The organism is Vibrio sp. JZG10 (genome assembly GCF_054064075.1).
This window is the reverse complement of record NZ_JBSUGE010000003.1, coordinates 189948-215259: the sequence shown is the minus strand read 5'-3', so window position 1 is coordinate 215259 and position 25312 is coordinate 189948. Positions and strand designations below refer to the sequence as shown.

General features: G+C 44.8%; 19 protein-coding genes. 8 read left to right on the top strand and 11 right to left on the bottom strand.

Features of this window, described 5'->3' with window-relative positions:
- Positions 1-31: 31 nt before the first annotated feature.
- The 5 genes from ACWYVB_RS05800 to ACWYVB_RS05780 all read right to left on the bottom strand — a co-directional run bounded on the left by ACWYVB_RS05800 (position 32) and on the right by ACWYVB_RS05780 (position 5909).
- Positions 32-382: an ethanolamine utilization protein EutQ gene (locus ACWYVB_RS05800; RefSeq protein ID WP_074189841.1), complete on the bottom strand. Its 351-nt coding sequence runs from the start codon at positions 380-382 to the stop codon at positions 32-34.
- Positions 379-1695 (bottom strand): NAD(P)/FAD-dependent oxidoreductase, encoded by a 1317-nt coding sequence (locus tag ACWYVB_RS05795; protein ID WP_074189840.1) that lies wholly within the window; start codon positions 1693-1695, stop codon positions 379-381. Before ACWYVB_RS05795 ends, ACWYVB_RS05800 begins: the two co-directional genes overlap by 4 nt.
- A gap of 12 nt (positions 1696-1707) precedes the next feature.
- On the bottom strand, positions 1708-3141 hold the full coding sequence (locus ACWYVB_RS05790; RefSeq protein WP_445082077.1) for an FAD-dependent oxidoreductase: 1434 nt from the start codon (positions 3139-3141) through the stop codon (positions 1708-1710).
- 142 nt (positions 3142-3283) lie between these two features.
- Positions 3284-4720 (bottom strand): aldehyde dehydrogenase family protein, encoded by a 1437-nt coding sequence (locus ACWYVB_RS05785; protein ID WP_257887338.1) that lies wholly within the window; start codon positions 4718-4720, stop codon positions 3284-3286.
- A gap of 1 nt (position 4721) precedes the next feature.
- Entirely contained in the window at positions 4722-5909 is a 1188-nt protein-coding gene (locus ACWYVB_RS05780) for an aromatic ring-hydroxylating oxygenase subunit alpha (RefSeq protein ID WP_053307899.1), read from the bottom strand.
- A 319-nt stretch (positions 5910-6228) separates the two neighbouring features.
- On the opposite strand from ACWYVB_RS05780, the gene ACWYVB_RS05775 reads away from it, so the two are divergent.
- Complete coding sequence (locus tag ACWYVB_RS05775) at positions 6229-7965, top strand: BCCT family transporter (protein WP_074189837.1); 1737 nt, start codon at positions 6229-6231, stop codon at positions 7963-7965.
- A gap of 94 nt (positions 7966-8059) precedes the next feature.
- Here ACWYVB_RS05775 and ACWYVB_RS05770 read toward each other — a convergent pair whose 3' ends face one another.
- Positions 8060-8986: a LysR substrate-binding domain-containing protein gene (locus ACWYVB_RS05770; protein WP_005392445.1), complete on the bottom strand. Its 927-nt coding sequence runs from the start codon at positions 8984-8986 to the stop codon at positions 8060-8062.
- A 242-nt stretch (positions 8987-9228) separates the two neighbouring features.
- Positions 9229-11637, bottom strand: a complete 2409-nt coding sequence (locus ACWYVB_RS05765; protein WP_074190013.1) for a beta-mannosidase — start codon at positions 11635-11637, stop codon at positions 9229-9231.
- 304 nt (positions 11638-11941) lie between these two features.
- Here ACWYVB_RS05765 and ACWYVB_RS05760 point away from each other — a divergent pair, with 304 nt between their 5' ends.
- Positions 11942-13528, top strand: coding sequence for a BCCT family transporter (locus ACWYVB_RS05760; protein WP_005392697.1), 1587 nt, complete (start codon positions 11942-11944; stop codon positions 13526-13528).
- Positions 13529-13590: 62 nt separating this feature from the next.
- On the opposite strand, the gene ACWYVB_RS05755 is transcribed toward ACWYVB_RS05760, so the two are convergent.
- On the bottom strand, positions 13591-14319 hold the full coding sequence (locus ACWYVB_RS05755) for a UTRA domain-containing protein (protein WP_258615114.1): 729 nt from the start codon (positions 14317-14319) through the stop codon (positions 13591-13593).
- 210 nt (positions 14320-14529) lie between these two features.
- On the opposite strand from ACWYVB_RS05755, the gene ACWYVB_RS05750 reads away from it, so the two are divergent.
- The 6 genes from ACWYVB_RS05750 to ACWYVB_RS05725 are packed head-to-tail and all read left to right on the top strand — an operon-like array spanning position 14530 to position 19790.
- The gene (locus ACWYVB_RS05750) at positions 14530-15597 is read left to right on the top strand and encodes an ABC transporter substrate-binding protein (protein ID WP_005392695.1); all 1068 of its coding nucleotides are present in this window, start codon (positions 14530-14532) and stop codon (positions 15595-15597) included.
- Between the two features lie 12 nt (positions 15598-15609).
- A complete protein-coding gene (locus tag ACWYVB_RS05745) occupies positions 15610-16434 on the top strand; it encodes an alkaline phosphatase family protein (RefSeq protein ID WP_046873802.1) in 825 nt (274 codons plus the stop codon).
- Positions 16431-17321, top strand: coding sequence for an ABC transporter permease (locus ACWYVB_RS05740; protein WP_085343277.1), 891 nt, complete (start codon positions 16431-16433; stop codon positions 17319-17321). Before ACWYVB_RS05745 ends, ACWYVB_RS05740 begins: the two co-directional genes overlap by 4 nt.
- A gap of 2 nt (positions 17322-17323) precedes the next feature.
- Positions 17324-18112, top strand: a complete 789-nt coding sequence (locus tag ACWYVB_RS05735) for an ABC transporter permease (RefSeq protein WP_074189833.1) — start codon at positions 17324-17326, stop codon at positions 18110-18112.
- Positions 18109-19128, top strand: coding sequence for an ABC transporter ATP-binding protein (locus tag ACWYVB_RS05730; RefSeq protein ID WP_258615106.1), 1020 nt, complete (start codon positions 18109-18111; stop codon positions 19126-19128). The genes ACWYVB_RS05735 and ACWYVB_RS05730 overlap by 4 nt, the downstream gene beginning before the upstream one ends.
- A 2-nt stretch (positions 19129-19130) precedes the next feature.
- On the top strand, positions 19131-19790 hold the full coding sequence (locus ACWYVB_RS05725) for an HAD family hydrolase (RefSeq protein ID WP_074189831.1): 660 nt from the start codon (positions 19131-19133) through the stop codon (positions 19788-19790).
- Positions 19791-20323: 533 nt separating this feature from the next.
- Here the strand turns inward: ACWYVB_RS05725 and ACWYVB_RS05720 are convergent.
- From ACWYVB_RS05720 to ACWYVB_RS05710, 3 genes are all read right to left on the bottom strand, one after another.
- Positions 20324-21157: a DNAase gene (locus tag ACWYVB_RS05720; protein ID WP_074189829.1), complete on the bottom strand. Its 834-nt coding sequence runs from the start codon at positions 21155-21157 to the stop codon at positions 20324-20326.
- A gap of 390 nt (positions 21158-21547) precedes the next feature.
- Complete coding sequence (locus ACWYVB_RS05715; RefSeq protein WP_046873807.1) at positions 21548-21814, bottom strand: hypothetical protein; 267 nt, start codon at positions 21812-21814, stop codon at positions 21548-21550.
- Positions 21815-22155: 341 nt separating this feature from the next.
- Positions 22156-25308 (bottom strand): efflux RND transporter permease subunit, encoded by a 3153-nt coding sequence (locus tag ACWYVB_RS05710; protein ID WP_258615103.1) that lies wholly within the window; start codon positions 25306-25308, stop codon positions 22156-22158.
- Positions 25309-25312 lie beyond the last annotated feature (4 nt).

Here is a 25312-nt window from a genome sequence, read left to right as displayed (position 1 = left end):
CTTCAAGTCGTTGTCTCGTCTGTAAAACAAATCATTTAATCCCGTGTAGCTCTTTCCAGTTTCCTGGATGAACCACATAGCCGAACAGGGCATGCCCACCATAAACCAGCTCGGTTCCTTCCGGGATCCACAGCATTTGACCTGGGTGCACAAAATGTGTCTCACCATTTGCGGTCAGCTCGAAACAGCCTTCAATCACAAAAATAACCTCATCATAAAGCACCGTCCAAGCCACTTGAGCGCCTTCCCATTTAGCAAAGCCTACGCCAATGTTTGGTGAAATTTCCGGGCTTAACGCTCGGGCTACGTACGCCATTCCCGGCGTATCACCACGAACATTAAAATCTAGGTTTTTACTATCAACGAGTTTGACTTGCTTCATAATTCACTCCGGCTTTGCCATTTTGCTAATTGGATACGCGTTTTTACTCCCATGCCTAAAAAAGGCTCTGGCGGATTCAAACAAGGCATTCCTGTCACTTGCTGTATGTCATCCAATGATTTAGATGTCGCACCAACGACATAGTCAGCTAACAGCGTTCCAGAAATGGTTCCCCACGCAGCACCAACACCATTGTCACAAGCGCTGGCATAAACACCTTCATCTAATTGACCAAAAAAGTTAGTAAAGTTACGAGAGATGGCATATACCCCACCCCATGTGTGAGTAAATGGTACGTCGGCCAGCTCGGGGTAACGCGCCAAAAAGACTTGACGATGATCGTCTCGAATTTGCTCTCTGACTTTATCGTTCATGCTTGATCCATATTTCGGCACGTGTTTGTAAGTATTGCGGATCAAAATACGTCGATCGGCGGTCATACGTAACGTCGTTCCCGCATGATCTGCTGGAGTTAAACCCCAATTCAGCTCACCTCCGTATCGTTGCATTTCTGCGTCGGTCAATGGACGCGTCCAGCTTGCAAACGTCATCACTGGCAGTAATCTGTTTTTAAGGTAACCAAACTCACGAGTAAAAATGCTGGTGCCAAGTAACAGTTCAGTGGTTTCAACAGAACCACTATCTCCATGTAATACCCAGTAACCGTTTTCTTTACTGAGTTTGCGGATTGGCGAGTTTTCTAACACCTCGACATTCTCTGGAAGGCTTTCCCCTAGCCCACGCACCAGAGCAGCAGGTTGCATTAAATAACCACCTGGCGTGTAAATTGCGCGGCTGTAGTAATTTGTCCCTAAGACTTTCGCCAGCTCACTGCCATTAACATGGAAGTATGGTTCGCCAAGGTCTTTCATTAGGTGCTCAAAGTGATCGAGATACGCTTCACCGCGCGCCCCTACGGCTCCTTGATATTTGCCCTTTGCTGACCACTGACAAGAAATACTGTGCTTCGACACTAAAGTGTCTAGCTGAGCAATCGCAGAACGGTTGAGCGATAACAACTTTTGTTTGTGCTCAGGATCGGGATGCTCAAGTGAAAACTTATGAGGCAAATCGATCACAAAGCCCGAATTTCTCCCTGACGCCCCTTGGCCGATACGTTGTGCGTCAATCAGTATAATTCGTGCGTTAGGCTGAAGCTCAGCTAAACGTCTTGCCATAGCTAGTCCAGCGAAACCGGCACCTAGCACGGCATAGTCAGCAGTTTGTTTACCTTTTAACGCTGGTTTTTCTGCAATACTTGGCAACGCATGGTACCAACCACATGTTGCATCATCATTGGGTAAATGAATCATCTTCTTTCTCCGTTACGCTGCTGACAGTTTTAATGACAATTGATCTAGCCAAGGGCCACGTAATGACTGTACTTTTCTTCCTAGCAACGCAAAGCCAAGCATCGTTCCCTCAGGAGAATAAAACGCAGCGGTCAATTCATCTGCCTGACTCTCGATATACCATTGTCCCAGTTCATTCGGGGCAACCGGGAAAATAGTGAGTGGAAGAATCGGCGTTTTTACAATCACAGGAGTTGGCGTTAACGAGATTGACGCGACATCGCCTAGCAAGCTTTTCGCTACGGAAGGAATCATTTGATTAATCGGCGCAATATACGGCTGCCAACCTTGCTCGGTTTCAACACAGTCGCCTAGCGAGTAAATACTCTCATCACTCGTCTGGCCGAATTGATTCACTTTAATGCCGCGGCCCACTTCGAGCCCTGCTTGCTCAGCCAGCGATACATTTGGCTTGAGCCCAACCGCGCTTAGCACTAGGTCTGCTTCAATCTGCTTGCCACTGTTTAGATGCAAAACCGCGCTTGATTCGGACCTTGGCTCGATTCTGGCGATACTGTCTTGTAGAGCCCATTGCACGCCTCGATCTGCAAGTGCACTTTGTAATGATTCACCCAACTGTTGCGGGATCAAACGCTCCATTGGCCATTGACCTAACCCGATAACTGTCACTTCATAACCGCTTTCGATCAGGTCATTCGCGAACTCACAGCCAATTAAGCCATCGCCGAGGATCGCGATGCGTTTTTTGCCTTGCAACTCCGCTCTGAAACAGCGGTAATCAACTAAGTCGTTCACACTCATAACACAAGAGCGATCTCCCTCAATTGGGATTTCAATCGGTGATGCACCTGTTGCCAGTACCAAGCGGCTGTAGGCGTATTTGCCGATAGAGGTGTGTAGCGTTGAATTGGCACGATCGATCTTTTCAACGCGGGTATGCGGGTAAACGCGGACATTGAGACGGCTTTCCCACTCCAACGCGCTTTCACTTTGTAGCGCGTCGCCGTCTTTATTCATGACCAGTGCATTAGACAAGGCAGGCTTGCTGTACAGTGCGCCATCATCAGCGGTAAAGACAGTGATCGGAACCGTTTCAGATTGCGCTCTAAGTGCCGCTGCCAACTGGTAACCACTGTGGCCACTACCGATGATAACGATAGGGTCAGCTGAAAATATAGGCTGAGTGACTTCAGATGGAAGTGGCTGAGCCGCATTTGGCTGAACAGACGATCCTACCGACACCGAAGACACTGCCGCGACCTCTTCTACTGGCGCATCATCGGTAATTTCGATCATTTCAAAATCGGCCTTACCCACTAAACAGTCAGGACATAACCAGTCATCCGGTACATCTTCCCATGCTGTTCCTGGTGCAATGCCATCGGATGGCCAACCTTGTGCTTCATCATAGATTAAGCCGCAAATAATACAGAGCCACTTTCTCATCACTTATACTCCAACTACCTTGTTCAGAATTTCCGTGTTTACAAACCGCTGTCAGGTTTGTTGTGATTCCATCAACCTCGCCCTAGCTTGTGGTCTGAAATCCAAGCCGGTACGAGGTGATGAAAATACAGTTACACGGTAGCTATACGTTGCTGTCTTGCTGCAAACGAATGGCAATATTGCGTGTCTGGACGTAGCTATATATCGCTTCTTGCCCTTTTTCTCGCCCAAACCCGGACAAGCCCACGCCACCGAATGGTGTTTCGATGCCACCAGCAAACCATTCATTGATGAACACTTGTCCACCACGCAGTTGCTGTGCCACACGCAATGTTTGGTTTAGGCTTTCACCAAAGACACCAGCAACCAGGCCAAAATCAGTGCCATTCGCGATATCGATCGCTTCGTGTTCAGTTTCAAACGGTGTAATTACCAGTACAGGGCCAAACACTTCTTCTTGAGCAATACGCATATCTGGTGAGGCTTCAATCACCGTTGGTGCCACAAAGTAACCCGATAAATCAGGTGCGTAGCCACCCGTTAGGATATTCGCGCCGTCGGCTTTTGCTTGTTCTATCATTTCAAGCACGCGTGCTTGTTGATCAGCCGATACCAACGGTGTGATGTCCGGCTGGCTTTCGCCTTGACCAATGGTTAGGCTTTTTGCCATTTCCACAACCGCCGCTTTTACTTCTTCATAACGCTCTTTTTGAATCAGCAAACGAGACATTGCCGAACACACTTGACCAGCGTTAAAGAAAATACCGACCTGAACGCTTTTCAAAAGTGTTTCGAGGCTCGCGTCTTTCAGCGCGATAGCAGCCGATTTACCACCCAGCTCCATCACCGATGGAGTAGCGCGTTGCGCTGAATCTTGCAGGATGCGTTGGCCAGTTGGAACGGAACCCGTAAAGACAATTTGATCGACCTCTTGGTGCTGCACCAAATGACTGCCAACGACTGAGCCTTTGCCACATAGCAAGTTAATCGTGCCTTTTGGGAAGCCCGCTTTTTCAATCGCTTTAATCAACAACGTCATGGCAAGTGGAGAAATCTCTGGCGATTTGATCACCACTGCGTTACCTGCGGCTAATGCAGGTGCCAATGAACGTGCACAAATAGAGACAGGGAAATTCCACGGCACAATCTGCACTGACACGCCAAACGGCACATATTGAGTGAAGTCGACATAGTCTTTACCCAACGGAATTGACGTGCCTTCCAGCTTGTCGGCCATGCCAGCGTAGTATTCGAAGTAACGTGCCGACTCTAAAAACTCATCTTTGGCATCTTGCAAAGATTTCCCATTTTCACGACAGGCAACTAACCCACCTTCATCAACCATTTCACGAATAGCTGCGGCGGCTTTTAACATCCACTCGGTTCTGACGGCTGGACGAACGTCCGAAAGAAGGCCTTGATTGACTACTCGACGTGCCGCTGCCATTGCGCGATCTGCATCGGTGATAGTGGCTTCTGCAACCGTCGCATACGCTTCGGCTGTACCAGGGTTCATGACGGTCAGCGCTTGCTCTGAATCGCACCACTCACCATCAATATAATTAAGGTAATGCATCATATTACTGCTCCAGGGCCGCTTTCACTTGCTTTGCCAACCAGGTTTGGAAGAAATGCGTCGGAACATCCATTTCTGGTGAGAACACACCACCACCAAAGCCAGGTGAGTAACGACCTTCCTGCATGCCCTCGACCGCTCCAATATCTTCGCCGAATACGACTCGCCATGACTCAACGGTAGCAGTACGGCACGCAGCGAACTCATCTTTCGTTGCTTCATCACCCACATAGAAAACACGTAGGTGCTCAACACTCTTATTCGCAGTGATTGGTTCAATCATCATCGCAAAGGCATGATCGGCTTGAATACCAAGCAACACGTTTGGAAAGAGTGCAACATATTCTGCATGACGCAGTTTATCTTCTGGCCAGCTTGGAAATTTAGGTAAGTGTGTTCCTGCAGTATCAGAGAGGTTGTATGCGAGACTACCTTGGCCAGCAAAACGCTCTGCAAACATGATGTTGTAGTGATCCTCTAGGCGAGAATAACTGTTCAAACTCGGATGCACCCAAGGTAAGTGGTAAGCTTCACAGTAGTTTTCTACGGCAAGCTTCCAGTTACTTTTCACTTCTATCTCTAAGTTGCCACCCATGTTCACGCGGCGAAGAAGCCCTAATCCTTCTTCACCTAAGAATTGCTGCCAACGTTGCTCTAGCGGCGCGATATGCTCTTCAAAGCTTTCTGCATTGCCCGATAAGTTGACGAATACCATGTCCATCCAAACGGCTGAACGAAGTGGCTTAAGGCCATGTTTTTCACACTTAAATCGATCATCTTTGTGTTTTGCGATACCACCGATGTGTGGTGTGCCTTTTAGATTGCCGTCAAGATCGTACGTCCATGAATGGTAAGGACAGCGAATCATGCCTTGAACTTCGCCTGCCTCATGCACCAGCTTCATACCACGATGACTACATACGTTGTGGAAGACTTGGACTTCACCTTGACGATTTCTCATCATGAGTAGTGGAAGATTCATGAAATCAAGTGGCATCACATAGCCATTTTTAAGCAGGTCTGATGCAAAACCAATGCATACCCAAGTGTTACCAAACACCTGATCACGCTCAAAGGTAAAATACTCTTCGCTGGTGTAGGCCTGATTCGGCATTCCTGTTGCTTCACTGATTGGGTTCAGTACATTATCAACAAGTTCAACAGGAATAATGGTTTGGTTGACATTGCTCATATTCTTATCTCCGAGAGTCGAGTTGCATCCAGTGCGTACAACATCGTGTTGTGTTAGTGGAGATGATTTTGATTAACAACCCAGCAACAAACAAACGACTTTTTCGCCGGGTTTGGATGAGTTTTTGTCATTCATGCATTGATCTCAAACAACAAAATAACCTTTTAATTAACAAGGTTCTTCTTGTCATGATTAATACTCATTAACCGATGAGTATTAATCAGTTGAAACACAAAAGCCCTCTCTCTACTCTCTTTCAAAAATTAACAATAACGCAACAAACAATAACGCTAAAACAAAAGCACTGTGAGGGATGCCTATGAGAGCAACATCTGGGATATTGAAAGGACTCAATCCGACTGTGACTATCGCATCAAAGATCGTCGTTATCGGTTTTGTACTTTTCTGCGCCATTCTCGCCAACCAAGCGGGCCAATACTTCGAAACGATTTCCGGCATTTTGCTGCAGAATATGAAGTGGTTTTACATCGGACTTGTTTCACTCGTTGTCGGTTTTCTTCTTTATCTTATGGTTAGTCGATATGGACATATTCGTTTGAGTAAAGATGACGAAAAACCAGAGTTTAGTTATTTGTCTTGGGTATCCATGCTTTTTTCCGGAGGCATGGGGATAGGCTTAATTTTCTGGTCGGTCGCCGAACCGATGTGGCATTACGCTGACAACCCATTTACTCAAGGCCTGACCAATGAAGCCGCAACAACATCAATGAAACTGACATTCTTTCACTGGGGTCTACATCCTTGGTCTGTCTTTATCATTGTTGCACTCGCATTAGCCTACTTTTCCTACCGTAAAGATCTGCCTTTTACCCTACGCTCTATCTTGTACCCTTTGATTGGCGATCGTATTTATGGGCCTATCGGGCACACGGTTGATATCCTAACAGTCGCGGTGACTGCTTTCGGTATCTCTCAAACCTTGGGGATGGGAGTTATCCAAATAAACTCTGGTTTGAATCAAGCCTTTGGTCTAGACATTAGTTTGGGGATTCAACTCTTTATTATCGTTTCCCTTTGTACTTGTGCGGTTGCGTCGGTGCTATCTGGTGTAGGGAAAGGTATTCGCCGTTTATCAGAATGGAACATGCTGCTTTCACTCGCACTCGTGCTGGTCGTACTTTATATTGGCCCAACTCGCTATATCTTAAATACGCTACTTGAAAGCACGGGGCTTTATGCACAAAACATTGTCGGTATGAGCTTATGGAGCGATGCACAGAATGACTCTGGCTGGCAAAACTGGTGGACGGCTTATTACTGGCCTTGGTGGATGACTTGGGCACCTTTCGTTGGCATGTTTGTAGCTCGTATCTCTAAAGGGCGCACAATACGTGAGCTTATCGGCGGTGCTCTCATCGTACCCACGCTGATCACGTTTTTATGGATTTCAGTATTTGGTGGCGCAGCGTTGAAGGTAGAGCAAGACGCTCGTGTTGCTCATCAAGAGCAAGTTACTGCGGCACAAGAAGCCAAACAAACACCACCTGCAGATTTTTCTGGCGGCCCGATTCTTGAAGCGACTAAAGCTGATACGACACGCGCTTTGTTTACGCTATTCGACAACCTAGATACAGGTATGTTTGGTAAACTACTTAGCGTACTTGCGTGTCTATTGCTCGGTACTTATTTCATTACCTCAGCTGACTCGGGTACCCTAGTTCTATGTACCCTCGATGCCGCCGGGCACAGTGAGCCTCCTACGTCTATACGGGTACTATGGGGGATCATGATCGCTGCCATTGCGGGAGTGCTTCTATACGCCGGAGGGTTAAAAGCAATGCAAACGGCCTCCATTATTGCCGGTTTCCCTATCGCTATTTTTATCGCGGTAATGAGCTTAACGCTGTTCCATAGTATTCGACGCGAACCTAAGCCATGGGCAATGCTTCCAGAGCATGTTCACCCAGAGCAAGAGAAACTTGATGGTCCTGTTGAACCGCTTGTTGAAAGCAAAACTGTGGCTTCCGAGCCTATCGCTTCAACATCCTCGCTGAAAGATGATTCCACACTCAATCAAGGACCAGCACTCACTTAGTGCGTCATTTCATCCAATCAATTCAAACAAAGCGGGAACTGATATTCCCGCTTTTTAACATGACCAAACTCTGTTATTTTCTCTGCTTATTGATTTAGGCTAAGCCTCGATCACCCACCTCATCTGGCAACTGATGCAAAAGCCATTCTCTAAAACGTTTGACGCTTGCTGGGATTAAACCTCTATTTTTAGGTTCAAGCATAGAAAAATTGGAAGGTGTTGAAAGAACATGCTCGACTGGCCTAACCAAAGCGCCGCTTTGTAAATAGTCGTCCACTAATGAGCCCCAGGCTAACGCGATGCCCTGACCATTAATAGCCGCTTGTAACAGCATTGGATAGTTATTAATGTTCATGCGATTACGAGGCGAAATATTTGGCAATCCAACACTCGCAAACCACTGCTCCCAATTCACCCAATCTCTTTGAGACTCTTCCAGATAGAGTAACGTTTTATTGAAGATTTCTTCTGGCTCACTAGGCTGGCCTATTTTCTCTAAATAAAGCGGGCTACACACAGGGAATACTTCTTCTGAAAATAGCGTTGTCACATCCATTTCCGCAGGTGGAGTGCGACAATAAAACAAGGCGATATCGCAATCTAATCGGCGTAAGTCCAACACATTATCTGAGGCCAAAATCCTTATATCGATGTCATCATGTTCATTTTGAAATTGAGCGACCTTAGGCAACAACCACAAAGCGGCCATTGCGTTTGTCGTCGCAACCGTGATCTTTTGTTCGCCCTGCCATTTCTTCACTTCACCCGTGATTTGAGCAATATCGAGCAAAGATTGGCTGACAGCTTGATAATATTGAAGACCTGTAGGCGTTAAATTAATACTTCGATTGGCTCGCGTGAACATAGCCTTGCCTAAGTATTCTTCTAATTGTCTAATTTGGCGACTGATAGCACCTTGGGTCACGTTTAGCTCGTCAGCGGCTAACGTAAAACTCAAATGCCGCGCCGACGCTTCAAACGCAACGAGGCTATTTAAAGGTGGGAGGGGTTTGATTTTCATGTATCTTCCAGTAAGGCAGTATTGTAATTATTTTTATTCCCGGCAATCTTATGTTGCACGTGGATAATGCCATTCTGGACAACACCTCAAAAACGACAATTTATAAATGATAAAAAATAGAGATGAATCATAAATTGTTGTGAGAGAGGCAACCGTATACAGTTTCGTGGCTACAACGAGCACAAAAAGAGGAGCAAACGCTCCCTTTTTAGTTGTCAGCATGTAGATGTTCTATGCCCGCTTTAATCATTAAGGTGGTATACCCTCAACGACTGCTGCATACCTGAAACATGATCACCTAAATACTCAACCGTCATTGGAACGTTGACCAACAGAGTAAAACTGGAGTCACTGAACCTTCCATCAGCATCACTCTCCAAATGAACAAAAAACGCAGGCTTATCCGCAATCAATGTAATTTGGCTTCCTTCAATAGAGACATCAATATTGGCTTTTGCCATAGGCAAAGTTTTCAGCTCGTGAGTGCAAAACCATGTGTTGCTTATTCTGTCTTCACCGATTTGCGCTTCAACATAGAGGAAGCCTGACGTAAGTTCATCCTTCTCGATCAATTCATCCAATTGCCACAAAATCGTATTGCTGTCTGCTATGACCGTTTGTTCTAAGCTCCAACATTGCTTTTCTTCCCCTTGCCAATCTACCCACTTGAGCAGTGCGTTGACGCTTGCGGGCTCTTTGGCATCATTGAGCAAATGCAGGCTCAACTTGCCTGTATGCTCGGAAAATACCAAATACTGCGGCGCAAAAAAGCGTTTTGCATGGTAGTGCAACTGCTTCCAACGACCACTGTATTCCAAGCTAGACCAAGAACTGACAGGCCAGTTGTCGTTGAGTTGCCAGTACAGCATGCCGCGACAAACTGGAGAAATGGCACGCCAATGATCGCACGCAGTTTTGATCGCGATTGCCTGCTGAACTTGGCTTAAATACAGCATGTTCTCGAATCCAGAGGGAAAACGGAAATAACGCGTGAACATCTCTGTGATGATACTGTTACCACGAGGATTCTTCTGATGTTGTTCAAAGGTTAGGGACGTGATATTCCAATCTTGCTCCGGGACAAACTGCTTAACTTCTGCAAAAGACGGCCAAGATTGAAAACCAAACTCAGAGCAAAAACGAGGATTCACGTCAAGGTAGGCATTGAATGATTTTCCTGAGTGCCAAACGTCCCAAAAGTGCATATCGCCTTTACTATCATCATGCCACGCGTCACCGAAATCCAGTTCACCATTACACGGGGAACTTGGCCAGAAACGACGAACGCTATCTTGTTCGGTAATCACCTGCTCAATCATGCGGTTGAGGCGATCGTAGTTAACCGTGTATTTGACTTTATTGTGCTTAGATTCTTCGTACCAACCAATAGCTCCAATCACTTCATTATCACCACACCAAAGTGCTATTGATGGGTGCTCCTTAAGTCTCGGAATTTGGTATCGAAGCTCATCTTCGACCTCTTTTAAGAAGTCATTATCAGATGGGTACAGTGAACATGCGAACATCATGTCTTGCCACACTAACAAGCCGAGCTCATCACACAGATTGTAAAAGCTCTCGCTCTCGTACTGACCTCCACCCCACACACGTATCATATTCATGTTAGCATCAACCGCACTTTGCAAAAGGTTGCGATAACGTGTTTCGCATTCTCGCCCCGGCATTGCGTCAACAGGGATCCAGTTGGCACCTTTGGCATTAATTGGTACGCCATTAACGATAAACTCCATCGCAGAGCCATGTTCATCAGCTTGGTTATTTAGGGTTAACTGACGCAAACCAACGTTGCGCGTTAACTTTTGCTCTCTGCAAGAAATGGTAATGGGGTAAAGATAAGCTTCGCCATAACCTGATGGCCACCAGCGTTGAGGCTCCGAAATGTGGAACTGGCAGTGATAGTGGCCACTTCCTTTTGTTTGAATACATTGACGCTCACCATTAAATTCAACAATCAGTTCATGGCGTTGACTGTCCGTTTCCACTTCAACTACTACATCAAGAAACACACTCTCATCGGCTTGCCATTGCTGCTCTGTCGAGAAGCCTTTGAGCCAAAGCTCATTCACAATGTCGATTTGAATGGGGTCGTAAATACCCGATACCATCAAGCAAATGCCCCAGTCCCATCCGGAATGACATTGCGTTTTTCGGATCAAATTCATGTGCGGAATTTGATTATTTCCCATTGCGGAAGGGATTGGGAAAGGCAATTTTTTAGCACGTTCCACACCTTCTATATCGACTCTTGCGAATTGAACAAGAACAGTATTTATGCCCTGTTTTAAATAAGGTTTGATATCAACTCGTTGTTGAGTAAACATGTTGCTGCAAGTTAGTGCTAACTCACCATTAATATAGAAGGTTGCCAAGGTATCGACACGAGTTAGCGTCATCCAAACTTGCTTGGCAGACAACGTAAACGCATCAACTTCAAACTCACGCGAGATATGCCACTCACACTCTTCAATCCAACGAACTTTGTTTTCATTATCGGCAAAATAAGGATCCGGAATGCGCTCTGCTTGTAAAAGCGCCGAAATATTATCGCCCGGAATAGACATTGGAATTTCAATATCGGGACGCTGTGGCGAGGTAAGTAACCACGGTCCATTAAGTTCGAAGTGAGCCATTGAGTAAACCTCAGTTTGGAGAAGAAACATGTTTGCTCAATGTAATCCTGAGTAATCCATGCAAAAACAAGGGAAATGTTATTTACATACGAAATGCGGTGCACTTCACGTAAAAACACTTTCCTTTGATCTCTACCCAAAAATCAGTAACTTGGCTAACCTGTTAAAAATTAATCGAAATCTAAGGTTATATTTGCAACTTCGACATGTTAACATCATCGGCTTTTTGAACATCCTCACACTTTTCGTCGAAACGATGTGAGGGGAAATGCACGGCTTCATAGCCCTAAAAAGCGAAGTAATTATGTCAAATATGACGAATGCCGCCTCCCACACAGCGCCTATTCAGGATGCTGACTATTCTGCTATTCATCCCCCATCTCTGCTCAAGCGCCTCGAACTCACCAATCCTGTCTTTTGGTTAAGTGGTAGCTTCCTCACTCTATTCGTTTTACTTGCTCTAACGAATACCGACTCTCTAACCGCAATGGTTAACACCGGCTTCGGCTTTGCTACTAAATATTTCGGAGCTTACTGGCAAGTACTGCTTCTTCTGAATTTCCTAATTGGTTTGGCTCTTGCGTTTGGTCGCACTGGTTATGTGCGTCTAGGTGGTCTAGCGAAACCTGATATTGATAACTTTAAATGGTTGTCAATTGTACTCTGTACCTTACTTGCAGGTGGTGGTGTGTTCTGGGCCGCTGCTGAGCCTATCGCGCACTTTGTGACTGCTCCGCCTTTATACGGTGAAGCTTCACCGAAAACTGCCGCAATCAATGCTCTATCTCAGTCTTTTATGCACTGGGGCTTCTTAGCTTGGGCGATCCTTGGTGGTTTATCTTCCATTGTCTTAATGCACTTGCATTACGATAAAGGCCTGCCTCTTAAGCCGCGTACTCTGCTTTACCCTGTGTTTGGCGATAAAGCCATTAAAGGCTGGATTGGTGATGTTGCTGACGCATGTAGCATTATTGCCGTAGCAGCAGGAACAATCGGCCCTATCGGCTTCTTAGGTTTACAAATTAGCTACGCGCTAAACTCATTGTTTGGCCTGCCAGATACGTTCGTAACGCAAAGCATGGTTATCATGGCAGCGATCCTGATGTATACCCTTTCCGCACTAAGCGGTTTGAGCAAAGGTATTCAAATCGTCAGTCGTTACAACATTATTTTGTCTGTGCTGTTAATTGGTTACATCCTGTTCTTTGGACCGACAAGTTTTATTGTTGATGGCTACGTACAAGGCGTTGGTCGCATGGTAGATAACTTCTTCCCAATGGCGCTTTACCGTGGTGATACGGGCTGGCTAAGCTGGTGGACAGTATTCTTCTGGGGTTGGTTTATCGGTTATGGCCCAATGATGGCGATCTTTATTGCTCGTATCTCTCGTGGTCGTACAATTCGCCAGCTGATCATGTCTATTAGCATCGCAGCACCGCTGATTACTTGCTTCTGGTTTAGTATTGTTGGCGGCAGTGGCCTTGCGTTTGAGCTTGATAACCCTGGCTTGATTTCATCTGCGTTTGAAGGCTTTAACTTGCCTGCAGCACTGCTAGCGATTACCGGTGAATTACCTTACCCAATGATCATTTCGGTTCTGTTCCTGATCTTAACGACAACATTTATCGTGACGACAGGTGACTCGATGACTTACACAATCAGTGTGGTAATGACGGGCTCTACGGAACCAAACGCAGTGATTCGCTCATTCTGGGGCTTGATGATGGGTATTGTCGCTATTGCGCTTATCTCAATGGGCTCTGGTGGTATTTCTGCATTGCAGTCTTTCATTGTAATTACCGCCGTACCTGTGTCTTTCATTTTGCTGCCAAGCATTTGGAAAGCGCCTGGCATAGCAAGTAAAATGGCAAAAGAGCAAGGCCTCGTTTAAACCGCCTCTCTAACCAATATGCGAAAAAGAGCCCTTCATTGGGCTCTTTTTAATTCTGCACTTTATCCTACGCTATCAATGCGAATCATCACTGCATCTGGACGCCAATACTCGAATTCGCAGTCCATTAATTTGCCATCTTGTTTGTAGTTTACTCGACGAATTTTCAGAACCGGCTGTCCTTCAGCCAAGTTCAACGCTTTAGCGACATGAGCAGGTGCTGACGTTGGAATCACATCAAAACGAGAGCGCTTTGTCTCGTAGCCATACTTCTCACGATAAATGCCCGTCAGGGACATGGTGAGGTTCTCAGACAATATACCTTCAAATAGTGCCGATTTGAGTACATTTTCAACAAACAATACCGCTCGCCCATCAATAAAACGCAACCGTTCAATCACATAAATTGGGGTCATTCGCTCAACCTCTAACGATTTTGCATACTCACCTGCGGCCATTTCACTTCGCACGTTGAGTAACTTGGTTTCTGCAATACGATGCTGCTCTCGAATCATCTGATGGAAGTGAGAACGAGACAACGGGTTGTAACAGATCCGCTCTGGAGATACGTACCAGCCACGACGCTCTTCTCGGTAGATCAGGCCTTCAGTTTCTAAAGACACCAATGCATCTTTGATAGTGATTCGAGTCGTAGAAAATAGCTCACTGAGCTCCCTTTCTGATGGCAGCTTTTGCCCTTCCGACATGATGCCGGAAAGAATCTGCTGCTTTAAGCTGCTTCTAATTTTTCCTAATTGGGTACCAAATTGGCTGGTGCCTGTCGCTCTCATTCTGATCTAGTCCAACGATAATTTGATGAACAACATAAGGCGTGTGCGTAACAAAAATATGACATTAATCAACAGAACACATACCGAGCGTATGAAATATAAGTGCCATAGAAATTAATAAAAACTGTCAAATTACTTGCTCTAAATCGTCACATTCCATCCATAGCATACAAAGCGAACTTACTGACCTAGTCCAGAAGGATGGAGACAATGAAAACTTTGCTAAGTCGTTCAATTACTGCACCAGCGGCAATCATCGCGGTAACGCTCGCAGCACCAACAGTAGCGAAAGAAGCCGATATTGAGTCATTGGTTACCGCAGCACAAAAAGAAGGGGCGGTTTACAGTGTAGGTATGCCTGACAGTTGGGCGAACTGGAAAGACACTTGGGCTGATTTAAAGTCAAACTACAACCTTAAGCACCAAGACACAGATATGAGCTCGGCTCAAGAAATCGCAAAATTCGAAGCTGAGAAGAAAAACGCGACCGCAGACATTGGTGACGTAGGCTTTGCCTTCGCACGTGTAGCGGTTAAAAAAGGCGTCACTCAGCCATATAAACCAACAACTTGGAATGACATTCCAGATTGGGCAAAAGACGAAGATGGTCATTGGGCACTTGCTTACACTGGCACTATTTCTTTTATCTCCAACAATAACCTCGTAAAAGACGCGCCAAAAACGTGGGATGACCTATTAAAAGGCGACTACAAAGTGACCGTAGGTGACGTCGGCGTAGCAGCACAGGCAAACAACGCAGTTCTCGCCGCAGCGTTCGCCAACGGTGGGGACGAATCCAACCTCAAGCCTGCGCTCAAGTTCTTTTCTGAACTCGCGAAGCAAGGTCGTCTTTCATTTACCGATCCGAACATCGCCAACCTAGAAAAAGGCGAAGTGGAAGTGGCGATCATGTGGGACTTCAATGCGTTGAACTACCGCGACAAAATTGACCGCGACCGCTTTACAGTGAGCATTCCTCAAGATGGCTCTGTGATTTCTGGTTATACAACCATAATCAATAAATACGCGAAGAACCCTAATGCAGCAAAGCTTGCTCGTGAGTACATCTTCAGCGATCAAGGGCAAATCAACTTAGCAGAAGGTTATGCGCGTCCAATCCGCACCAACATCACACTGCCTCAAGCAGTGCAAGACAAGCTAATTGCTAACGACCAATACAGCAATGTTCACCCAGTGACTGACTTCTCAGCTTGGGAAAAGTCCGCACGTAAGCTGCCACGTCAATGGCAAGAAAGTGTCTTAATCCACCAGCAATAAGAGTAAGTCGTTATGAGCAATAAGGTCATCCTTGTTGTTCTAGATGGACTGAACTATCAGGTAGCCCGTGATTGCATGGGCTACCTCAATGGTCTTCTAGAACAAAGTCGTTCCCAACAAGAAACTCGCGCAACGCTTTATCCTGTGCAGTGTGAGTTGCCCTCAATGTCTCGCCCACTTTATGAGTGCATTTTAACGGGCGTTCGCCCTGTAGAAAGCGGCATCGTAAACAACAATATCGTTCGTCTATCCAAACACGATTCCATTTTCAGTTTGGCAAAAGCCCAAGGCAAAGTGACCGCTGCGGCTGCCTACCACTGGGTCAGTGAGCTTTATAATCGCGCGCCATTTGAACCTGTTCGCGATCGTTTCACGCATGATGAAACCCTGAATATCCAGCACGGCTGCTTTTACCATTGGGATCATTATCCTGATGAAGCCTTGTTCCTGGACGCAGAGTATTTACGTCGAAACTATCAACCTGATTTCTTACTGATCCACCCGATGAATATCGACGATACAGGACATAAGTTTGGCCTAGACTCTCGCCAATACCGCAATTGTGCGCGAGGTGCAGACATTATTCTTTCCAACTACATCGAACAATGGCTTGCTGATGGGTATCAAATCATTGTGACCAGCGATCATGGCATGAACAACGATCTTTCTCACGGTGGGATTTTACCTGAAGAGCGAGAAGTTCCTCTGTTTGTCATTGGCGATAAGTTTACCCATCAGGATTGTCATATTAAGCAAACTGATATTTGTGGCACCGTTTGTCAATTGCTAAACCTTGACCACACGAAGCCATACACTCAGGAATTGTTAGCACTATGAGCAGTTCTGTCCTCTCCCCAAGCTCTAGCGAATCTCGCTCAAATTTGGCAAGTACTTGGTTAAAGCGCTTTAAGCCAGCCATTTGGTTAGTGCCTTTCGCGCTGTTTTTCTACCTATTTCAACTCGCACCGATGATTTGGGTACTGTTAAACAGCTTTATCTACGATGGCGAGTTTGCCTTAGATAACTACATTGAAGTGCTCGACTCTGCCTTTATGATGCAGGCGTTTGGCAATAGCTTGTGGTTAGCGGTGTGGTCGAGCATTTTTGGCTTAGCCATTGCGACTTTGTTGGTCTCTTCTCTACGCAGAGTCGATTCTAAAGTCCGCGACGGTGTGATTGCGTTTACGAACATGAGCAGCAACTTTGCAGGCGTACCTCTGTCATTCGCTTTTATTATTATTTTAGGCACCAATGGGGCAATTACCCTTTTGCTCAAGCAGTATGGCTTGCTCGGTGATTTCGACCTTTATGGTAAATGGGGCCTACTGGCCATTTATATCTACTTCCAAATCCCGCTGGCGGTGTTGTTGCTCTACCCTGCGTTCGACGCGTTGAGTGATGATTGGCAAGCGGCCGCAGCGCTACTAGGTGCCAAAACATCGCAGTATTGGGCGAAAATCGCTCTGCCAGTGCTCTCACCAGCCTTGTTCGGTACCTTTATTATCTTAATCGCCAACGCGATTGGCGCATATGCGAGTGTTTATGCGTTGACCTCCGGTAACTATAACGTCATCACAATTCGAATCGCGAGTCTGGTATCGGGAGATCTGTTCCTTGAACCTAATCTTGCCGCTGCGATTTCAGTGATTCTAATGGCGTTACTTGCCTTTATCACAGTGATTAACCAATGGCTCATTTCGAAAAGCTATGCAGGTAGGAAGTAGTCATGCACAACGTTAATACTCGATTCCATAAAACGGTGGTTTATTCCATTGTTGGGATCATGCTCATCCCGATTTTAGCGACCTTTGTCTATTCGCTTTCATCACGCTGGGGCGCCACGGTGCTTCCGGATGGTTTCACTTTTGATTGGTACGTTAAATTGCTGACCGACCCACGTTTTTTGCAAGCGTTTGGGCGTTCGTTGTTTATTTGTATTGCTTCGCTAACCCTCAGTGTGCTTCTGGTTCTGCCAGCGATATTCGTGGTGTTTTACTACTTCCCGAAGCTCGATAAGCTCATGAACGTACTAATTTTGCTACCATTCGCTGTACCACCAGTGGTGTCATCCGTCGGCTTGCTTCAACTTTATGCTGACAGTGAAATATCTCTTATCGGTACCCCTTGGATTTTAATAGGCACTTATTTCACCATCGCGTTACCGTTCATGTATCGTGCGATTTCCAATAGCTTCGAAGCAATTAACCTTAATGATTTAATGGACGCGGCACACTTGCTAGGGGCAAGCACAACCAAAGCGTTTTTGATGGTCATTTTACCTAACCTCAAAAAAGGGCTGATGGCATCGCTTTTCCTTTCATTTTCATTTCTATTGGGAGAGTTTGTGTTCGCCAATATTTTGGTCGGCACACGTTATGAAACCTTGCAAATCTACTTGTATAACATGCGTCAGACAAGCGGCCACTTCACGTCTGCCTTAGTGATGACCTACTTCCTATTTATTTTTTTCCTGACTTGGTTGGCAAGTCGTTTCAGCCGAGGAGTCAAACAATGAGCTACGTCACTGCGAAAAATCTGACTAAACGTTTTGGTGATAACACCGTATTTGAGGACATTCACTTTAACATCGAGCAAGGTGAATTCATTACGCTTTTGGGCCCTAGCGGTTGTGGTAAATCGACGCTACTTCGCAGCCTTGCAGGGCTTAACCCTGTCGATGGCGGCGAGATTTGGGTAAACGGAGAAGATATCACGCATCAAGTCCCGCAAGAGCGTGGTATTGGGATGGTCTTTCAATCGTATGCGCTGTTTCCCAATATGACCGTTGAAGGCAACATTGCATTTGGCTTAAAAATGAAAAAGCTTGCGAATGATGATATTCGACGTGAAGTAGCTAAAGTCATCAAACTGGTGGATCTGGCAGGTAAAGAAAAACACTATCCACATCAACTTTCTGGCGGTCAGCGCCAGCGTGTCGCACTCGCTCGAGCGTTGGTGGTGAAACCTCGCATATTATTGCTTGATGAGCCACTTTCTGCTCTTGATGCCAAAATCCGCAAACATCTTCGTCAGCAAATCCGAGATATTCAGAAAGAAATGAATCTCACCACTATCTTCGTAACTCATGACCAAGAAGAGGCGATGATTATGTCTGATCGTATCTTCCTAATGAGTAAAGGGGAAATTGTTCAAGCAGGAACACCTGAAGAAATTTATACTCATCCTGCTAACGAGTTTGTGGCCGGTTTCATGGGACACTACAACCTTGTAGAGGCCAATAAAGCCAAGCAACTATTCAACATTGATACCGAATGGAAAGTAGCGATTCGCCCAGAGTCTATATATGTAAAAGAGCAAGGTCGTCAATATGAAAGCCACATCTCAGCGCCACAAGTAGGTACGATCACCAACCACCAACTTCTTGGTAATGTTATTCGCTATCAAGTGAACGTTGAAGAGTGTGAGCTCACTGTGGACTTGCTTAACCGCTCTTCAGAACGCTTACTAGCGAATGGCAGCCAACTAGAGCTACTCTTTAACCTAAACGAAATTCAACCAGTGAGAGCCTAAACATGTCCAAACCTTTGTATGTTTTTGATATGGATGAAACCCTAATAAACGCTGACTGCGCAATGATTTGGAACGAGTTTATGGTTGAGAGAGGCATCGCGACTGATCCTTTATTTATTAAGGAAGATCAGCGTCTAATGGCCTTGTACTCTGAAGGCAAAATGGACATGGAAGATTACCTAGCGTTCTCCATGAAGCCACTAGAAAACATGCCGATTGAAGAAGTAAACGCCTTGGTTGAAGAATGTGTTGAAAGCCATATTCTGGCTAAACAGTTTCCTCAAGCCAAAACCCTGATTGAGCAACTGTCTCGTGATGGTATAGATATGGTTATCATCTCTGCCAGCGTCACTTTTTTGGTGGAAGCCGTTGGTCGCCGTCTTAATATTCCAACCGCACTCGGCATCGATTTAATCGAGAAAGACAACCGTTATACTGCTGAAATCGACGGTGTCCCTAGTTATCGTGAAGGTAAAGTCACGCGCTTAAAACAGTGGCTAGAAAATCAGCCTGAGCCTTATTCTGAAATCCATTTCTATACCGATTCAATCAACGATTTGCCTTTATGTGAATACGCAGATTACACCTACCTGGTAAATCCATGCCCACAACTAAAAGAACACGCGAATCGATCAAATTGGACGCTATTACATTGGAATTAGCCTTCAGTCTTTATAGCAATAAAGGGCAGCTAACTGCTGCTCTTTTCCTTTAATTGCCTGGTTATACGTGAACTCAAATTTGAGACCATCGAAAAACAAACACACCAGTAACAAAATGGCATAAGCCATGTCGAATTATTAAAAATAATGAAGATTTAGCGGTGTGATATGACAAGATTTATATAACCAAAATGGATAAAGAAAGGGCCATCTATATCTCATGATGTATTCAAATTCGACAGTCAAGCATTCCAGGAACAATAGAACAACATATTCACAATCCAGACTAACGATAATGAAAACATTGATTGAAGAATTAACATTTTAACAATCATTGCAACAATGTTAACTTTAGCTCCGTTGGTCGCGCTGGTGGTAAGCCTCTCACCAAGCCTATTGTCAGTTTTATATGGACGTTCGACCACCTCCAAAATGAATAGACACCCAATTTGGTGCCCTTTATTACGCCCGCAGAGGAAATTCTTTGCGGGCTTTTTTCTTTAAGTTGAAAGTCAGAGCGCACAGGATCAATTCTATTTGGTCAATCTCTCTACCTTGGAGGTAGTATACGAATCAACAAGCGGAGACAACTCTAGTAACTCTAACACCTTTTTCTCAAAGGTTTCATCAGCACTTCTCACCCAATCTAAAAACTTTTTTTGAGCAAACATAGGCTCGATTTCGTATAAAAACTCGATACTAAAGTAAAACTCATTTTTGATATGCAAATTGTAAACTCTTCGATAGTCCCTCTTATACTCCAAGTTACCTTCTACGTATTTTGAGTACGTTTTCTCTCCAACATCAATAGCCTGGCATTTAATTGGGGGGTAGCTGCGAAGAAACTCTCCTACGAGAAACTCTTCTTTCGCTCTCTTTTTTTCTTCGTTTATCGGCTCTAATCCCCAGCGATGATTTGCGTAATCGTTAGCATCATTCATCATCTCTGTATGATCTCCTTTCTTAGATCCTTCAGGAGACTCTAGAGCATGATAAAACTCCACATACTCTTTTTCTATGAATGAAGATAATTGATTGACAGATCTAATATTCTCATTGGCAGACTTGATCCTTAACCTAATATATAAACCACCTTGTTTATTTATAGGTAATAGAGGGTTTAATATTTTTTTTTGAAATGAGAAATAAATAGAAGCCAATTTTATTAACTTTTCATGCCGTTCTTCTTTTGAGTCAACATCGAATTGTTTTAACTCCACAAGATCTTGGTATACATGCCCTTCATATATATTGTTCGGACACTCAAATGACAATACTAAGTCATCTATCTGGAATACATTATGTAGCAAGTTTGAAAAATCTGGTTTTCCTCGAAAGCCATCTTTACAAATTTTAATAAGGCCCATATTTCTAACTCTTGTTCTTTAAATATGCATCAATACCTTTAAACGAGAGCCTGCAATATGAGTTCTAATTCAAGTAAAGGTAAGGCACATACTAAGGTATGATGAAGGTCAAAAAGGAGAACGGCTCTTTTCTAAATTTAAAATATCTAACATCGCCTCCAGTTTACTGAAATCTACACTTTTAAAAGTTACATCAGCTCCAGCGATAGCTCATCAAACACGCCAACGATTGATAATAAACTTGAGGATCTGAGCTCCACCTGTGAAATGAGAAACAAAAAAGCCAGCCTTAAAAGGCTGGCAAGTAGAGCAACAAGGTCAGTGCTTACTGCTGACTAGCACTGAACTCGTATTGGATTCATTTTCGTCTGTTAGTCTCTTTATCGGCGGTTATGACTTGCTTGCTTTCTCTTTGTGGCACGTTACCTTTACTAACTGTTCTTGCTCATCTTTAATGTTTTTCACGATACGCTCATCGCGTGCGTGGATGGCATCCATATTCATTTGCTGAATATCTGCTACAGCTTCATGCTTCATTTCAGAAAAGTCCTGACGTAAATCTGAGCTCCACTCCTCTTTGTCTAAAGTGTTAGCAGCAGCGATTGGTGATGACATTACAACAATAAGACTTAGAGTAGATAGAAATACGCTTTTCATAATAAGCTCCTTGAGGATTAGCAGTTCGTTTTAGTTACAATTTATATATTGCACATACGATGCCAACTTTTATTTTGTTATTTTTCAATAACTTAAACAAAACCATATATTCATCATTATCTCCATCTGGTAAATTTCGCTAACCAAGTGTTAAATTAACCAGGGAAATTAAAAACTCAAAAGCATTCATAATAAGAATAATTTATCAGGAGATTTTCTCGCTGTTCTTTCATCGAATAAATTACATAACAACCCACTCTAGAACTGCTTTGAATCAAAATACAGAAATAAAAAAGCAGCCCGAAGGCTGCTCCTAATCGTTAACATCAAGCTTGTTAACTCTATATATTTACTTCAACGCTCGACGTCACTGGCGACTTTCTGAAACGATTGATAAAGCGATGAATAAACCCCTTAATAGATCTGAAAATATTTTTAATATCTTCAAGCATTAAATACAAACAAGGCACCAGCACTAAAGTCAGAACCGTTGCATACAACACCGCAAAGCCCAAAGCGACAGCCATTGGTATGACAAAACGCGCCTGCAAGCTCGTTTCAAACATAATCGGCAATACACCCGCAAACGTCGTTATTGAGGTGAGCGTGATCGCTCGAAAGCGTGCACAGCCCGCTTCAACCACCGCTTGTTTGATGTTCATACCCTTTTCTCTCACTTGGTTTACGTAATCTGTCATAACCAGAGAGTCGTTGATAACCACGCCAGCAGCGGCGATCAAACCAAATGTCGACATCATACTGATATCCAAACCTAGCCAGAAGTGGCCCCAAATCGCCCCCGTCAGACTAAATGGAATGACTGACATTACAATCAAAGGTTGGGTATAACTTTTTAACGGTACGGCTAACAAGATGTAGACGATGATCATGCCTGCAATAAAGAACAGAATCTGTTCATTACGCTGCGCTGCCTGCTCTTCAATATCACCACCCAATTCCGTTTTCACACTCGGGAAGACTTGCTTCATGTCCGGTAAGATATTGTCGTCGATGATCTTCACGATTTCTTGAGGTTCAACCAATTCTTCGTCTATCGAACCATAGACATAAACGGTTTGATACCCGCCTTCACGTCGAATGCTACTCACGCCCGGCTGCTCGTTGATCTTCACCACATCACCCAGCATGACCTTCTTACCTGCTGGCGTGGTAATCACAGCGTAACGTAATGATGAAAATGCTTCACGTGTCAGTTGCGGGTAACGCACCATAACTTTGATTTCTTCACCATCACGAATAAGACGCTGTGCTTCACCACCGTAGAAGCTGCCACCCACTTGCTCTGCGATCATGGTGAGATCCAGTCCGAGATCGTACGCTACAGGCGCAAGAGAGAGGAGTACTTCTTTGCTTCCTGAATCAATAGAAGATGAAATATCGTATAACCCTTCTTCCTGCTGTAAACGCTCTATCAAGTAACGCCCAGCCTCGTTCAATTCATTAATATTAGAACCAAACAGCAAGTAACCAAACTCATCTCTGTCACCGCCACCCGCGCTCTGCTCGCGGATTTTGATGCTCTTCATTCCAGGAATAACTGGCATAGCTTCACGCCAACGTCGAGCAAGTTCAAATGTATTGAACGGGCGTAATTCCTCATCAACCAATGGCACTAAAACACGGCCTTCGGTACGGCTTCGGTTGTACGAAAGCACATCACGAATCATACCTTGACCATGTTCTGCGATGGTCTCTGATTCAATTTTTTGCATCACACGTTCGATGGTCTTAAGAGCGCTGATTGTTTGCTCACTTGAAACGGTATCGTTCATTTCAATAGTGATCGCAGGATAATCAGTAGGCACTTTAGGGTTAGGGATCACCCGAACATAATTCGCGTTGACCAAAGCCGCACTGATCAGCAGTAAACCGCAAAACACAGCAAACACGGTCCAGCGCCAATGCGTACATGTCGTTACAAAGTTACGATACGTACCGTTTACAAAGCCAAAAAAACGTTGGTTAAATCGGTCACGCCAGCCACCAGGTTTAACTGGCTTAAAGTGAGTATGTGCAAGGTGAGCAGGAAGGATTAACTTCGATTCAATCAAACTAAAGATCAAACAAAGAATCACAACACCCGCGATACCATAGAAGAAAGCACTATCAATACCGCTAGACAACAAGAAAGGGGCAAACACGGCAATTGTGGTTAAAACGCCAAAAGTAGCTGGCGTGGCAACACGTTTTACACCGCGAACCACATTTTCGACGCCACCGCCTTTTTCTTCAATTTCGCTGTAGGCGCTCTCTCCCATCACGATGGCGTCATCGACCACAATACCGAGCACCATAATGAAGGCAAAAAGAGATACGATGTTTACCGTGATCCCTAATGCAGGCATCATCATCACCGCGCCAAGAAAACACACTGGCAGCCCAATCATTACCCACATTGCCAAGCGAAAGCGCAAAAAAATGGTCAGCATAATCGCTACTAGAGCTGCGCCTTGCAGCAAGTTTTTCAACATCATGTCGAGACGACCATTTAAATAATAGGTCGTATCCACTAAGACTTTGAGCTTAACGTCCTGCGGTAATGTCTTATTTTTTGCTTCGATATAATTACGAACAGACTCGGCAACAGGGATAATGTTCTGATCGCGAGTCGCTTCAACAGACATGTAGATCGCATTTTGCCCTGAGTACTCAAAGTAGCGCTCTTCTTCCGTAAAGCCATCTTTGATCGTGGCGATATCTTGCAGTAAAACCTTCGCACCATTTGCGCCAAGCTTTACAGGAATATTCCTAAACTCATCACCACGGTAGTACTGATTTTCAATCCTTACTGCGATCATCCCTGAGTTTGTTTTGACTTCGCCCGCAGAAAAGTTGGCAGAATAACGACTGATCGCGCTGCTGATATCGCTCAACGTCAAGTCGTATTTACGAAGAACGAGTGGATCAACTTCAATCGCTATCTCTTCCTCTGGTGCACTCAAATACACCAACATGACATTTTTGAGTTGAAGTAATTCATCCTCGACTTGCTTAGCAATGGGTTTGAGCTCTTCAAGCGGTCGGTCCCCAACTAACCCCATTTCGATTACATCTTGGCGCCACTCAACTTGGTAGACATTGATCGGTTCCATACCGGCAGGTAAGTTGGATAAAGTATCAATGCGTTGATTTACATCATCCAAGACACGCTTGATATCAGCATTAACGTCTACCTCGATAGAGACATACGCGCTACCTCTAGAGGCCGTTGAGACCGTTTTTTTAATCCCGGTGACATCTTTAATCGATTCCTCAACCTTAACGAGAATGCTTTCTTCAATTTCTTGAGGTGAAGCGCCAGGATAAGTCGCACGAACATCAATGTAGTTAACCTCAATATTCGGAAACATCTGCCTTTGAATAAAGAGAAAACTCACCACACCCATGATGATGATGAACACCATCAAAAGGTTGGCAGCGACGGGGTTATTCGCAAAATAGGCAATTAAGCCCTTTTGTTTATTATCTTCCATGACA